This is a genomic window from Bradyrhizobium sp. CIR18, from assembly GCF_014198295.1.
Lineage (GTDB): Bacteria > Pseudomonadota > Alphaproteobacteria > Rhizobiales > Xanthobacteraceae > Bradyrhizobium.
On the sequence record NZ_JACIHF010000012.1, the window covers coordinates 75,014 to 88,195 of the forward strand.

Genomic DNA, 13,182 nt, shown 5'->3' on the forward strand with positions numbered 1-13,182 from the left:
GCCATGCCGCAGCCGCTCAACTATCTCAAGGAAACCGCCTCGCAGACGGCCGGGCCCTACGTCCATATCGGCTTGATCCCGGCGATGGCCGGCTTCGACATCTTCGAGAAGAACTTCTCGAATGTCCTGACAACGCCGAATACAGAGGGCGAGCGCATCACGCTGGAAGGCAAGGTGCTCGACGGCACCGGTACGCCGCTGCGCGACGTGCTGCTGGAGATCTGGCAGGCCAATGCGAGCGGCCGCTACAACCATCCGGCCGATCGCTCGGCCGGCGCGCTGGAGCAGGAGTTTCGCGGCTGGGGCCGCGCCGGCTCGGACTTCGAGAGCGGCCTCGTGACCTTCGAGACCATCAAGCCGGGCGCGATCGTCGACAAGGCGGGCCGGACATGCGCGCCGCACATCAATGTCTGGATCGTCGCGCGCGGCATCAATATCGGCCTCAACACGCGGCTCTATTTCTCGGATGAAGAGACCGCCAACGCCGCCGACCCCGTGCTCAACCTGATCGAACAGCCGTCCCGGCGCTCGACGCTGGTCGCCAAGCGCAGCGAGGGCGGCGGCAAGGTCGTGTATTCCTTCACGATCCATCTGCAGGGGCCGGAGGAGACGGTGTTCTTCGACGTGTGAGGATTGGGCCGCCGTCCGGCAGGATCACTCCACCGGATCGCCGCGATTGATCGCTCCGCGGGCGAGGAATTGCGGCGACTGACGCATTTCGCGCGATCCCGGCCGGTCGACCGGATCGCGCCCCACTTTTTGTCTCAGTTCTGCCAGGTCAATGAATACATCGGCCTGCCGGCGCAGGTCGTCGGCGACCATGGGTGGCTGAGTGGAGAGTGTGGAGACGACCGTCACGCGGACGCCGCGGCGTTGCAGGGCTTCCACCAGCGAACGAAAATCCCCGTCGCCCGAGAACAGCACGATCTGATCGACGTGCTTGGCGAGCTCCATCGCACTTACGGCGAGATTGACATCCATGCTGCCCTTCACCTTGCGGCGGCCCGTGGTGGCGTCGACGAACTCCTTGGTGAGCTTGGTGACGACGGTGTATCCGTTATAGTCGAGCCAATCGATCAACGGGCGGATCGACGAATACTCCTGATTCTCGATGAGGGTCGTGTAGTAGAAGGCCCGCAACAGCACACCCCGGCTTTGGAATTCGCCGAGCAGACGCCTGTAGTCGATGTCGAAGCCGAGCGCCTTGGAGGTGGCATGGAGATTGGAGCCATCGATAAAGAGTGCGATCTTCTCAATCGAAGACATTGTGCTCAAATCTCCAGTCCACGCGAAAGCTGGCCGATCAGCTGTCAGGGTACGGTATGTCGGCCGGAAAATACTGAAGGCGCCGATGGCTTGCTGAAAAAGCGGCGCAGACGACCGGACAGGGGTGGCCGTCTTGCGCCAAGGTAAGGGAGGTTCCATGCCACCAGCGCCAGGGCGCCGAATGCAGCCACGCTAAGGCACGAGCAGGCCCTACTCAATTGTACTGAGGTAAGGGGCTTCTATGCAAAGGATAGGACCCGATATACGAAGGTAAGTGGCTGCACCGGCAGCAAAGGCGGCCATTGCGGCAATGTCGCCTTCATCCATGGGCGCGCTCGGTCTTTCGTCCGACGTGTCAACCTTCATCGCCATGCAGCTGCGCGCGGAAGGCGCGCGGCGACACTCCCGTGGCTGCGGCATAGACCCGGCTGAAATAGGCGGGATCCTCGAAGCCGAGCGTGTAGGCAATCGTCGAGATCGGCAAATTGGTGTAGACGAGGTTGCGCCGCGCCTCGCGGATCAGCCGGTTGAGGATGAGGTGCGAGGCGGTATCGCCGGTTGCCGCCCGTGTGATCCGGTTGAGATGTGTCGGCGTCACCGCCAGCGCCTCGGCATAGTCCGCGACGCTCCAGCGTTCCAGGTGATGCTGCTCCAGCAGCGCCTCGAAACGGCGGAACAGGCTGGATTCGACCGTGCCGTTGCCGCCGCTCTCGCTGGTCAGCGCGCGGGCCACCAGCCCGATCATGGCGGACGACAACGCTCGCAGCACATGCGCGCGGCCGAAATCGCGCGCGGCGTGTTCGGCGAAGATCTGCTTCATGGTGGCGCGGATCTGCGGCGTTCCGCGCACCACGGCTGAGCGCGACAGCGGACTGCGCAGGCCCTCGGCGGCAAGCAGCGCCTCGTCCAGAATTTCCGCGGCGATGGTCAGCACCCACCCTTGCGTATCAGGCACGAAGCGGAAGCCGTGGACGTGACCGACCGGCACGTTGACGATCTGCATCGGCTTCAGCTGCACCACGCGCCCGTCAAGCGTCGCCTCGCCGCCGCCGCGCTCGATCAGCAGCACCTGGTGCAGCCGGGCATGGCGGTGCACGGCCAGGGTCCAGTCGTGCAGCACCGAGCGGGACGCGATGGTCTCGCAATGCACGACGTCGGGCAGATCGCCGGACTCGCCGAACAAATTGTAGACCCGGATCGCCGGGGCAGGGAGCGCGCTTCTCATGTTCGAATAGTACAAGACAATGGCGAAACCCTCCATCGGTCTGCGCCGCCAAATCTGCAAAAAAGTGCCGACGGGAGGACGCGAAAATGAAGGTTCAGGTCTGTATCATCGGCGGCGGGCCGTCCGGGCTGTTGTTATCCCAGCTGCTGCACCTCAAGGGCATCGACGCGGTCGTGCTCGAGAAATACAGCCGCGACCATGTGCTCGCCCGCATCCGCGCCGGCGTGCTCGAACATGGCTTCGCCGAGCTGATGCGCGAGGCGCAGTGCGGCGAGCGGATGGATCGCGAGGGCGAGATCCACACCGGTTTCGAGATCGCCCATGACGGCGTGCTGTCCAAGATCGATCTGCACAAGCATTCCGGCGGCAGTTCGGTGCTGGTCTACGGCCAGACCGAGCTGACGCGCGATCTCTATGAGGCGCGGGACCGCCTCGGCGGCAAGGTCGTGCACAATGCGCAGGACGTGACGCCGCATGATCTGACCTCGGACCGGCCCTACGTGACCTATCGATCGAACGGTGAGACCGTCCGCGTCGATTGCGACTACATCGTCGGCGCCGACGGTTTCCACGGCGTCAGCCGCAAGTCGATCCCGAAGGATGTGCTGCGCGAATATGAGAAGGTCTATCCGTTCGGCTGGCTGGGGGTGCTGTCGCGCACCAAGCCGGTGTCGCCCGAGCTGATCTATGTGAAGCACGAGCGCGGCTTTGCGCTCTGTTCGCTCCGCTCGCAGGTGCTGAGCCGCTACTACATCCAGGTGCCGCTGACCGATAAGGTCGAGGATTGGAGCGACGATGCGTTCTGGGCCGAGCTGAAGCGCCGCTTGCCGGAGGAGGTCGCCGGCAAGCTGATCACGGGGCCGTCGATCGAGAAGAGCATCGCGCCCTTGCGCAGCTTCGTCGCCGAGCCGATGAGCTATGGCCGCCTGTTCCTCGCCGGCGATGCCGCTCACATCGTGCCGCCGACGGGCGCGCGCGGGCTGAACAGCGCGGCGTCCGACATCTACTATCTCTATCACGCCTTGCTCGCGCATTATCAGCGCGGCGATGATTCCGGGCTTGCCGGCTATTCCGCCAAGGCGCTCGCGCGGATCTGGAAGGCGCAGCGCTTCTCCTGGTGGATGACGATGCTCTTGCACCGCTTCCCCGACCGGCTCGAATACGAGGACCGGCTTCAGCAGACGGAATTGGACTATCTGCTCTCGTCCGAGACGGCGCAGCGCCTGCTCGCGGAGAATTACGTGGGACTGCCGTTCTAGGCGCGGAGCGTCTGGCGCTGACGTCGCTACTTCCCTTCCAGCGTATTGACCGGGGTCCAATCTGGCGGCGGTGGATTCGCGGTGAATGCCGTCGCGCGCTTCGCAAACAGCGCAGACGCCGGATCAGTCTCCGCCATCTGCCCGAAGGCATCAGCCGCCTTCGCAAAATGCCGCGCGCGCCAGCGCGCCAGTCCTTCAGCATAAGCTGCGGCGACCTTCGCCTGCTGGGCGCCTTCCGCGCCCTTCTCCGCCAGCGGCTCGAACACCCTGATGGCTTCGCCGCGCCCCAGCACCCTGATCGCATCCAGCTCACGCCAGGCAAAGGCGTCGCCGCTCTGCGTCATGGTCGTCTCCGAGGCCATGATCGCGGTACCGTAATATTTGTTGGCGCCCTCGAGCCGCGAGGCGACGTTCACGGTGTCGCTCATCACGGTGTAGTTGAAGCGGCGGCGCGAGCCGATATTGCCGACCACGGCTTCGCCGCTGTTGAGCCCGATGCGATGCGACAGGCCGTGACCGGCGAAGACGGGATTGCCCGCATTGAGCTCCGCCAGCTTCTCATGGCACTTCAGCGCGGCGCGGACGGCGTTGGCGGCGTGTGCGGGATCGTCGGCCGGTGCGCCGAACATCGCGACGATGGAATCGCCGATATATTTGTCGACGTAACCGCCATGGCCTTCGATGATATCCGTCATGGCGGACAGATATTCGTTCATCAGCGTCACCAGTTCTCCCGGCGTCATGGTCTCGGCAATGGACGAGAAACCGCTGAGGTCGGAGAAGAACATGGTGACGCTGCGCATCTCGCCGCCGAGCGCCGGCATCTTGCCGGAGGTGACCATGGTCTCGATGACCTCGGGCGCGAGGTAGAAGGCAAAGCTCCTGCGCAGGAAGCGTTCGTCGCGATCGGCCAGCATGAATCGGTAGCCGATCATGATCGCGAGCGCGGCAAGGCTGGCGAGTGCCGGCTCCGTCAGCGGCAGCGCCAAGGCATGGACGAACGCGCTGACGGCTATGGCTGCATAAACGACGGTGAGAGCGGACCACGTGAGCAGCGCGCCACTCGGTGCGAGCAGGCAGGCCGCGCAGGCGATGATCGCCGCGAACGCGATCGTGAGAATGGTCCGCATTGGGAAGCCGAGCTCGGTCACGGCATCGCGCTCGATCAGATTTCGGACCGCGGTGGCGTGCACGAACACACCGGCGACGTCGCTGCGAGACTTTTGCACAGTGCTTGCCGGCGTGGGCAGGGCACATCGTGCCGCCGGCGTGCCGTCATATCCGCCGGAGAGGCGCATCGAGGTGAGCTTGCGGTCCTCGAAATTCAGGACCGTACCGAGCAGCACGACCTTGCCGTCGAAAGCGCGGCGAAAAAAGTCGCGGTCACCCTTTTCGACGCAGGCACGCAGATCGACAAAGGAGAAGGTCGGGATGTCGCGTCCCAGCCCTCGGAAGTTGAGCGTCAATGTATTCGGCACGGCACTTGGGATCGCATAGCCGGACAATTCGGTCGCGCCAGAGGGCGCAATCTCGGGCTTTGCGCCCGTCGCGCGCGCAGTGAGCTCGACCGCCATCGCGGGGACCGGCCGGCCCTCGATGGCAAAGCTCAGCGGCATCCGTCGGATGACGTCGTCGTGGTCGGTGTGGACATTGAGCGCCCGCACGGTGTTGCGCACGGCCACTTGCTGGGCGCGATAGGGCACTTCCGGATGGTCATTGCTCAGGATTTCGCCGAGCACCAATTTGCCGCTGTCGGAGATTTGCCGGAGCGCGATCAGGTAATCCCGATCGAATCCCTTCATGCGGCCGCCAACGGCGGTGTCGCCAAAAGGAATCTCCGATTGCTCGATCGAGCTCGGAAAGATGACGTCGAAGCCGATCACCTTGGCGCCACCCTCGGTGACGCTGCCGAGCACCCGGCCGATCTCGCGCGTCCAGGTCTGCGTCGGCGATCCCTTGAACGGTGGCGTGTCGTAGGTTTCACTGTCGATCGCCACGACGACGACCGGCGATGTCGCGATGTCGCGGCTGTCGCCGAGAAGCCTCCCGCGCATCGCCATGAGGATGTCGAGCGAAAGGCCTTGCAGGGTCTGAAGCGGCGGCGACGTGAAGATCGCGCCCGTCACGAGCGCAATCAGGGTCGCCGCAACGATGTCCCGTCCCCCGATCCGCCGCATCGCCCGGTCGCTAGGTCTGCTTATTCGAGCCGCAGCAGGCGGCCGATGATCGGGGTTGGCGAGGCGGTCGCGCTGGCATCGACCTGGAAGGTGTAACGCTTGGCCCCGAGGCTCGCGAGATAGCTGCCGCCTGGGGTCAGCGACTTCCCGGCCTTGGCAAAGTCATAGAATTTGCCGCGGATCATGATGTCGTTCTTGAGCGGCACGCTGATCGTGGGTTCCTTGCCGTCGGTGCGCTCGATCACCAGCGTGCTGCCGCTCTTGGCCTGGATCAGGGGCGCTACGCCGTAAATCGTCGGCAGCTTGGACGGAGCGCTCTTGGCATCGGACCGCATGGTCCGGAACGTGGTCGCCGCACTCTGGTTCGCCTCGCGTTCGGAGAGCTGCGCCGCCTTGGTGTCACAGGGCACCTTGGCGCGCTGCACGTCGCCGAGCTGCACGGTGCTCTGCTCGGCGCCGATCAGCACGACGCCCTCGCTGATGGTCTCGCGCAGGCAGGATTTGAGATAGCTGAGCGTAATGCTGGCCTTGGGCCCGAGCTTGATGATCTTGCCCGCGGCGACATAGTCCATGAACTCGACGCCATCGACCTTGCCTTGCACATCCTCGACGATCGCGGCCGGCGTCTCTGCCAAGGCAGGGGCCGCAGTACAGAACGCGCCGACAACAGCGCCGATCAGGCTTCTCATGACTATTCTCATTCAATTCGACCGATACTTTGCTGGTCCCCGTCCCGGCGCGATTTTTAGCATCGGGGCGCCCAGGCAAGTGTGACCAGAATCACTCTTTGATTATTGGTGCACTCTAGCAGGAAGTGGTTCAAGCCGGCCATCGCCGACGAAGGAAGATGCCAAGCTGTTGGCCCGACGGCGAAATCAGCTGGCCGGGACAACCTCAGGCGAACGGCCCTCGGCCGGTGCCTCCATGGCCGGAGGGAGCGGAGCCTCGGCCTTGTGAAATGGCGTTGCCCGCTCACCGGCGATCTCGACCACCTCGTCCCAGCGCGACAAGAAAGCCTCGACGCAGGCCGGATCGAACTGGCGGCCCTGGTTCTCGACCAAATAGCCGCGAGCCACCTCGATCGGCATCGGCTCCTTATATGGTCGTCGCGTCGTCAGCGCGTCGAAGACGTCGGCGACCGCGACCACGCGCGCGGCGACCGGGATCTCGTCTGCCCTCAGACCGTTTGGATAGCCCGCACCGTCCCAGCGTTCGTGATGGCCTGCGGCAATTTGCGCACCGAGCTGGATCAGCTCGCAGCCGGAGTTCGCCAGGATCCGCTCGCCGATCGTTGCATGGGTGCGGATCACCGCCATCTCATCGTCGGTCAGCCTTCCGGGCTTGAGCAGAATGTTGTCGGGAATGGCGACCTTGCCGACGTCATGCAGGGGCGCGGCCAGATAAATGTCGCGACAAAGCCGGGCCGGCAGTCCGAGCTGCTCGGCGATGATGCGGCTGTACCGGGCAACCCGCAGCGTGTGCTCGCCGGTGTCGTTGTCACGGTATTCGACCGCGAGTGCGAGCCGCAGGATGATCTCCTCCTCGCGTTCGCCGAGCTTTCGCGTCGCGGCTGCGACTTCGCTGGCCAGATGCGCCGCACGGTCGTTGAGCTTGCGTACGGCTGCACCAAGCTGAATCAAATTCCGCAGGCGCACCGTCATCTCGACGCTTTGCGGCTGCTTGGGCAGGAAGTCGGTTGCACCGGCCTGCAGCGCTTCCATCTTGACGTCATCGGTCTGCCGCGACGTGATCATCGCGATCGGGATGTCGGCACAGCCGGGCAGGGCACGGAAGATGCGGATGAAGCTGATGCCATCCATGTGCGGCATCTCGTAGTCGACCAGCACGAGATCGAAGCCGCGTTCGCGCGCGCAAGTCAACGCTTCCACGGGATCGAGGAAGGTGGTGGCCTCGACCAGGCCTTCGGCCTCGATGTGACGTTTCAGGAAGTTGAGGACGGAACGGCTGTCGTCAACCAGAAGCGCTTGGGTCAGCATCGGCGGCCGGGGCTCTCTTCGCTGGCAAAGACACGAACCCAAGCCATAGCCCGAGCGAATTTAACGCGAAGCAAATGCGCCGTACGGGAGCACCCGCGCCGCGGATATGCGCGCCGCGCATGAAAGATTTCAGGAGGTTGTACACGTCTGCATGCAGTTGCGCGAATTCCGCGAGAATGTGACCCGTAGTTGTACGGATGCCCGCGTTAGGAGTTTGCTCACCGGATTCGCGTCAAACGAGTAGTGGAATTTTAGCAAAGGCGGGGCAGCGATGGCGCTCAATCCCACGGAGCCAAAGTGGTCGTTGCGGTTGCCCGCCGATTGCAGCATCGCGGCCATTCGCAATGTCTATGAGCTCATTCGCGAGGCGTTCGGCCGCCAGGAGCGGCTCGAGATCGACTGTTCGAGCGTCGACAAGGCCGACGTGACCTCGATCCAGCTTCTGCTGTCGACAGCCAAGACGGGCCAGGCTCAGGGCCGCCCGGTGGTGCTGACCTCATTCTCACAGTCTCTTCGCAACACCCTTCGCCGCGCCGGCTTCACCAGCGAGGCGATGATCGATCAGCATTTCCCGCAAAAGAAAGATGGCACCTAATGGCCACGATTCTGACCGTCGACGATTCCCCCAGCATCCGGCAAATGATCAAGGTGGTGCTCGAGCCGGCCGGTCACAGCGTGATCGAGGCCGGCGACGGTGCGCAAGGCCTCGCCAAGGCGCAGGCCGGCAAGCTCGATCTCGTGATCACCGACCTCAACATGCCCGTCATGAACGGGCTGGAGCTGATCCGGGCGCTGCGCAAGCTGCCGAGTGCGGTCGGCATGCCCATCGTGTTCCTGACGACCGAATCCAACGACACGGTGAAGCAGGAAGCCAAGAGCGCCGGCGCCACCGGCTGGATCACCAAACCGTTCAAGCCTGAGCAGTTGCTCGCCGTGGTCGGCAAGCTGGTGCGCGCATGAGCGCAATGGACCCGACCGAGGTCTTTCGTCAGGAAGCCAGCGAGCTCTTCGAAGTTCTTGAAGGGGCCTTGCTCGATCTCGGCCAGCGTCCCGACGACCGCGAACTGGTCGATTCCGCCTTCCGCGCCCTGCATACGATCAAAGGCTCGGGCGCCATGTTCGGCTTCGACAAGGTCGCCTCCTTCACCCACGAATTCGAGACCGCCTTCGACCGCGTCCGAAAGGGCGAGATCAAGCCGACCCAGGAGCTGATCTCGGTCGCGCTCGCGGCCAAGGACTACATCCGCGCGTTGATCGAAGATCCCCAGTCGACCGACGACATCATTGGCGAGGCCATCCTCGACGACCTCAAGCGCTTCGTCTCGGCCGACCAGCCTGTTACAGCGGTGATGGAGATCGCCGAAGCCCCGCCGCTGGCTCCCGCCGGCAGCAAGCAGGCCGGGTGGCACCTCTATCTGGAATTCGAAACCCATATCCTGCGCAACGGTTCGAACCCGCTCGACCTGCTGGAAGACCTCTGCAAGCTCGGCCCCTGCTTCGTCGTGCCCGTTACCGACGGCGTCCCGTTCCTCGACGAGATGGAGCCGGAAGACTGCTATCTGAAGTGGGACGTCAAGCTGCACGCGGCCTGCGACAAGGATGCGATCGACGACGTCTTCATGTTCGTCCAGGACGAGATGAAGCTGACGCTGTCGCCTTTGGAGCATGTCGAAGCGCCTGCGCCGGCACCGCTGTTCCAGCTGCTCGACGAGGAGCTGGCCCCGGTGGCCGAAATGCCTGCGCCGCCGGTCGAGGCTGCTGCGGCGCCCGTCGCCGAGCAGGCGGTCGCAAAGGCAGAGCCGAAATCCGAATCCAAGCCTGAACCGAAGCTCGAGGCCAAGCGCGACGATCGCGGCATTGCCACCGTCCGCGTCCAGGCCGAGCGTCTCGACGAGCTGATGGACCGCGTTGGCGAGCTCGTCATCGCCCAGGCGCGGCTGACCCAGCTCGCCGCCTCCGGCTCCGACCTCTCGATCAAGATGATCGCCGAGGAGATCGAGCGCCTCGCCTCCTCCTTGCGCGATACCACGATGGGTGCGCGCATGGTGCCGATCGGATCGCTGTTCGGCCGCTTCCGCCGCCTCGTGCATGATCTGTCGCGGGATCTGTCCAAGCCCGTCGAATTCGTCACCTCGGGCGAAGATACCGAGCTCGACAAGACCATGATCGAGTGCCTGGCGGATCCGCTGGTGCATCTGATCCGCAACGCCATCGATCACGGCATCGAGGATACCGCGACCCGCTCGGCCAATGGCAAGACCGAGCAGGGCCGTATCGAGCTCGCCGCCGTCCATTCCGGTGCGCAGGTGCTCGTCACCGTGAAGGACAATGGCGGTGGCCTCAACACCGCGCGCATCCGTGCGAAAGCCGAAGAGCAGGGGCTGATCGCGACTGGCGCCGTGCTCACCGATCACGAGGTCCATCAGTTCCTGTTCCATCCCGGCTTCTCGACCGCACAGACCATCTCGGCGCTATCAGGCCGCGGCGTCGGCATGGACGTGGTCAAGCGTACCATCGAGAACATGCGTGGCTCGATCGACCTGTCGACCCGGCCGGGCCAGGGCACCACGGTGACGCTGCGCCTGCCGCTGACGCTGGCGATCATCGAAGGTCTTCTGATCCGCGTCGGCGAAGGCCGCTACATCATTCCGCTGTCCGCGGTCGAGGAATGCATCGAGCTGACCGCCGAGGACGAGCGCTCGCGCGGTCGCAATTTCCTCAACGTGCGCGGCAATCTGGTGCCCTTCCTCCGGCTGCGCGAGATCATGACGGCATCGGGCACGCCCGACCGTCATCAGAAGACGATCATCATCTCGACCGGCGAGACTCACGTCGGTCTCGTCGCCGACCAGATCATCGGCAACCACCAGACCGTGATCAAGTCGCTCTCAAAGCTGCATTCGGATGTCACGATGTTCTCGGGCGCGACCATCCTGGGCGATGGCACGGCGGCATTGATCCTCGACGTCGCGCAGCTCGTCGCGTTGGCGCAGTCGAAGGTCGAGAAGCAGCATATCAGCGAGGCGGCGTGATGAACGATGGTTTGGCTGGCGAACGGCAGGCTGACGCGATGCAGGTCGTGATGATCGGCCTTGGCGAGGAGAAGTTCGCGCTCGACGCCGGCCTCGTGCGCGAGATCATCGATCCCGTCCCCGTCACCAAGGTGGCAGGCGCGCGCGCCTTCGTTCCCAGCGTGATCAACGTGCGCGGCAACGTCATTCCGCTCGCCGACCTGCGCATCCGCTTCGGCATGCCGCAGCTCGAGGATTCTGCCGATACGCGCATCGTGGTGATCGAGCTCGAGCTCGACGGCGAGCCGGTTCTGGTCGGCGTCACCGCCGACAAGGTCTACGAGGTCACGGAGATCTCCCAGACCCACGTGCAGCAGACGCCGCGCGTCGGCATGCACTGGAAGCCGGAGTTCATTCGCTTCATTGCCAAGTGGCGCGAAGAGTTCGTCATCGTTCCGAACATGGAACGCATTCTGAATTGAGATGAGGTCTCGGGCGAGACCGGGGTAGGGGCTGGAAATGAGATTTACCGTCAAGGCAAAGCTTGCCAGTGCGTTCGGCGTGATCATCGTCCTGTCCGGGATTGCGGGCGGCGTGGCTTACATGAAGCTCGGCGACATGATGGCGACCGCTGACAGCATGGTTCTGCGCGCAAACCGCATGGAAAAGGCGACGCAGATCGAAAAGGACATTTTGCTTCAGCTACGTGCCGAGAAGAACTCGGTGCTCGGTACGGAGGCTCAGGCCGAACAGTTTGCCGCCGATGCCGCCAGGCTTCGCGAGGAAGCGATGAAGACCAGGGATGAGGTCTACGCGCTGGCGAGCGAGAACGGCAGGAAGCTGCTCGACAGCTTTGCAGCCACATACGCCAAGATGAATACCTACCAGGAAGAAACGATCCGGCTGGCGAAGACCGACAAGCCGAAGGCCATGGAGCGCTCGATGGGTGACGGCCGCAAGGTCGTCGCAGACGCGATGGAATCCATGGGCGCCTATGTCGCCAACACGAAGAAGCAGATGGCTGAGCAGGCCGTCCAGTCCAAGGCAGAGGGGCACCAGGCCCAATTCCTGCTGATGACGCTGATCGGCATCTCGCTGGCGGTTGCGATCGGGGCTGCGCTCTGGATCTCCATCTCGATCAGCCGCTCGCTCGGAAGAGCGGTTGGCCTTGCAGGTGCGGTCGCGGAGGGCGATCTCAGCCAGACCATTCCCTCGGCGAGCAACGACGAGATCGGAGATCTCGTCAGGTCGCTGAACGGAATGGTCGAAAAGCTCCGGCAAATCGTTGCCGAGGCGATCACTGCGGCCCAGAACGTCTCCGCCGGAAGCCAGGAGCTGTCCGCCAGCGCCGAGCAGCTCTCGCAAGGCGCGACCGAGCAGGCTTCGTCCGCCGAGGAAGCCTCCTCCTCGATGGAGGAGATGGCCTCGAACGTGAAACAGAATGCCGACAACGCCAACCAGACCGAGAAGATTGCGGGGCAGTCGGCCAAGGACGCTGAAGCCAGCGGTGTCGCCGTGGGCCGTGCCGTCGAGGCGATGCAGACCATCGCCGAGAAGATCACGATCGTGCAGGAGATCGCACGCCAGACCGACCTGCTCGCCCTCAATGCGGCCGTGGAAGCCGCTCGCGCAGGCGAGCACGGCAAGGGCTTTGCGGTGGTCGCCTCCGAGGTCCGCAAGCTTGCCGAGCGCAGCCAGGCCGCCGCGGCCGACATCGGGACGCTGTCCACGGAGAGCGTGAAGGTCGCCCAGGAGGCCGGCCAGATGCTGTCCAAGCTGGTGCCCGACATCAAGAAGACCGCCGAGCTGGTGCAGGAGATCACCGCGGCCTGCCGTGAGCAGGACGTCGGCTCGGCCCAGATCAACCAGGCGATCCAGCAGCTCGACAAGGTCGGCCAGCAGAACGCCAGCGCCTCCGAGCAGGTGTCGTCGACCTCGGAAGAGCTCGCCTCGCAAGCCGAGCAGCTGCAGTCCACCATCTCGTTCTTCCGGATCGAGCATGCCACGCGCAAGGAGAAGGCCGCGGCCGAGCCGATCGACCGCGCCGTCGGTCAGCTCCGCGCCAAGGCTGCGCACATGGCGGCCGCCGACCGCGGCATGAAGAAGCCGGTGCCTGCCCGCAAGCCGGCACGTGCGATGAAGGTCGCCGGTGGCGGCGGCTTCGCCTTCGACATGAATGACGGCGAAGACGATCGCGACGCCGAGTTCCAACGCTGATCAACCGGTCCGGCCTTGTGCCGGACCGTA

12 protein-coding genes are annotated in these 13,182 nt (G+C 64.2%); 7 read left to right on the forward strand and 5 right to left on the reverse strand.

Annotation, left to right across the window (positions count from 1 at the left end; all coding sequences use genetic code 11):
- The first annotated feature begins 3 nt into the window (after positions 1 to 3).
- Entirely contained in the window at positions 4 to 630 is a 627-nt protein-coding gene (pcaG, locus tag GGD65_RS29645) for a protocatechuate 3,4-dioxygenase subunit alpha (protein WP_183237517.1), read from the forward strand.
- A 24-nt stretch (positions 631 to 654) separates the two neighbouring features.
- Here pcaG and GGD65_RS29650 read toward each other — a convergent pair whose 3' ends face one another.
- Positions 655 to 1,266, reverse strand: a complete 612-nt coding sequence (locus GGD65_RS29650) for an NYN domain-containing protein (RefSeq protein ID WP_183237519.1) — start codon at positions 1,264 to 1,266, stop codon at positions 655 to 657.
- Positions 1,267 to 1,621: 355 nt separating this feature from the next.
- The gene (locus GGD65_RS29655) at positions 1,622 to 2,527 is read right to left on the reverse strand and encodes a helix-turn-helix domain-containing protein (protein ID WP_179736928.1); all 906 of its coding nucleotides are present in this window, start codon (positions 2,525 to 2,527) and stop codon (positions 1,622 to 1,624) included.
- A 50-nt stretch (positions 2,528 to 2,577) separates the two neighbouring features.
- Here GGD65_RS29655 and pobA point away from each other — a divergent pair, with 50 nt between their 5' ends.
- A complete protein-coding gene (gene pobA, locus GGD65_RS29660; protein WP_183237521.1) occupies positions 2,578 to 3,750 on the forward strand; it encodes a 4-hydroxybenzoate 3-monooxygenase in 1,173 nt (390 codons plus the stop codon).
- Positions 3,751 to 3,776: 26 nt separating this feature from the next.
- Here pobA and GGD65_RS29665 read toward each other — a convergent pair whose 3' ends face one another.
- From GGD65_RS29665 to GGD65_RS29675, 3 genes are all read right to left on the reverse strand, one after another.
- Entirely contained in the window at positions 3,777 to 5,927 is a 2,151-nt protein-coding gene (locus GGD65_RS29665; RefSeq protein WP_183237523.1) for an adenylate/guanylate cyclase domain-containing protein, read from the reverse strand.
- A 20-nt stretch (positions 5,928 to 5,947) separates the two neighbouring features.
- Entirely contained in the window at positions 5,948 to 6,616 is a 669-nt protein-coding gene (locus tag GGD65_RS29670) for a hypothetical protein (RefSeq protein ID WP_183237524.1), read from the reverse strand.
- A 186-nt stretch (positions 6,617 to 6,802) separates the two neighbouring features.
- Entirely contained in the window at positions 6,803 to 7,924 is a 1,122-nt protein-coding gene (locus tag GGD65_RS29675) for an HD domain-containing phosphohydrolase (RefSeq protein ID WP_183237526.1), read from the reverse strand.
- Positions 7,925 to 8,195: 271 nt separating this feature from the next.
- Here GGD65_RS29675 and GGD65_RS29680 point away from each other — a divergent pair, with 271 nt between their 5' ends.
- Genes GGD65_RS29680 through GGD65_RS29700 form a run of 5 tightly spaced genes read left to right on the forward strand, consistent with a single transcriptional unit; the run spans position 8,196 to position 13,152 of the window.
- Positions 8,196 to 8,519, forward strand: coding sequence for a lipid asymmetry maintenance protein MlaB (locus GGD65_RS29680; RefSeq protein ID WP_018317042.1), 324 nt, complete (start codon positions 8,196 to 8,198; stop codon positions 8,517 to 8,519).
- Positions 8,519 to 8,884, forward strand: coding sequence for a response regulator (locus GGD65_RS29685; RefSeq protein ID WP_018317043.1), 366 nt, complete (start codon positions 8,519 to 8,521; stop codon positions 8,882 to 8,884). The genes GGD65_RS29680 and GGD65_RS29685 overlap by 1 nt, the downstream gene beginning before the upstream one ends.
- Positions 8,881 to 10,956, forward strand: a complete 2,076-nt coding sequence (locus GGD65_RS29690; protein ID WP_183237528.1) for a chemotaxis protein CheA — start codon at positions 8,881 to 8,883, stop codon at positions 10,954 to 10,956. The genes GGD65_RS29685 and GGD65_RS29690 overlap by 4 nt, the downstream gene beginning before the upstream one ends.
- On the forward strand, positions 10,956 to 11,417 hold the full coding sequence (locus GGD65_RS29695) for a chemotaxis protein CheW (protein WP_183237530.1): 462 nt from the start codon (positions 10,956 to 10,958) through the stop codon (positions 11,415 to 11,417). Before GGD65_RS29690 ends, GGD65_RS29695 begins: the two co-directional genes overlap by 1 nt.
- A gap of 37 nt (positions 11,418 to 11,454) precedes the next feature.
- Positions 11,455 to 13,152 carry a methyl-accepting chemotaxis protein gene (locus GGD65_RS29700; protein ID WP_183237533.1) on the forward strand — a complete coding sequence of 566 codons (1,698 nt, stop codon included), beginning with the start codon at positions 11,455 to 11,457 and terminating at the stop codon, positions 13,150 to 13,152.
- Positions 13,153 to 13,182: the final 30 nt, after the last annotated feature.

Excerpts from the sequence above, each read along its gene's own strand:
- pcaG (WP_183237517.1), top strand. The coding sequence starts at position 4 with ATGCCGCAGCCGCTCAACTATCTCAAGGAAACCGCCTCGCAGACGGCC.
- GGD65_RS29650 (WP_183237519.1), bottom strand. The coding sequence starts at position 1,266 with ATGTCTTCGATTGAGAAGATCGCACTCTTTATCGATGGCTCCAATCTC.
- GGD65_RS29655 (WP_179736928.1), bottom strand. The coding sequence starts at position 2,527 with ATGGAGGGTTTCGCCATTGTCTTGTACTATTCGAACATGAGAAGCGCG.
- pobA (WP_183237521.1), top strand. The coding sequence starts at position 2,578 with ATGAAGGTTCAGGTCTGTATCATCGGCGGCGGGCCGTCCGGGCTGTTG.
- GGD65_RS29665 (WP_183237523.1), bottom strand. The coding sequence starts at position 5,927 with ATGCGGCGGATCGGGGGACGGGACATCGTTGCGGCGACCCTGATTGCG.
- GGD65_RS29670 (WP_183237524.1), bottom strand. The coding sequence starts at position 6,616 with ATGAGAAGCCTGATCGGCGCTGTTGTCGGCGCGTTCTGTACTGCGGCC.
- GGD65_RS29675 (WP_183237526.1), bottom strand. The coding sequence starts at position 7,924 with ATGCTGACCCAAGCGCTTCTGGTTGACGACAGCCGTTCCGTCCTCAAC.
- GGD65_RS29680 (WP_018317042.1), top strand. The coding sequence starts at position 8,196 with ATGGCGCTCAATCCCACGGAGCCAAAGTGGTCGTTGCGGTTGCCCGCC.
- GGD65_RS29685 (WP_018317043.1), top strand. The coding sequence starts at position 8,519 with ATGGCCACGATTCTGACCGTCGACGATTCCCCCAGCATCCGGCAAATG.
- GGD65_RS29690 (WP_183237528.1), top strand. The coding sequence starts at position 8,881 with ATGAGCGCAATGGACCCGACCGAGGTCTTTCGTCAGGAAGCCAGCGAG.
- GGD65_RS29695 (WP_183237530.1), top strand. The coding sequence starts at position 10,956 with ATGAACGATGGTTTGGCTGGCGAACGGCAGGCTGACGCGATGCAGGTC.
- GGD65_RS29700 (WP_183237533.1), top strand. The coding sequence starts at position 11,455 with ATGAGATTTACCGTCAAGGCAAAGCTTGCCAGTGCGTTCGGCGTGATC.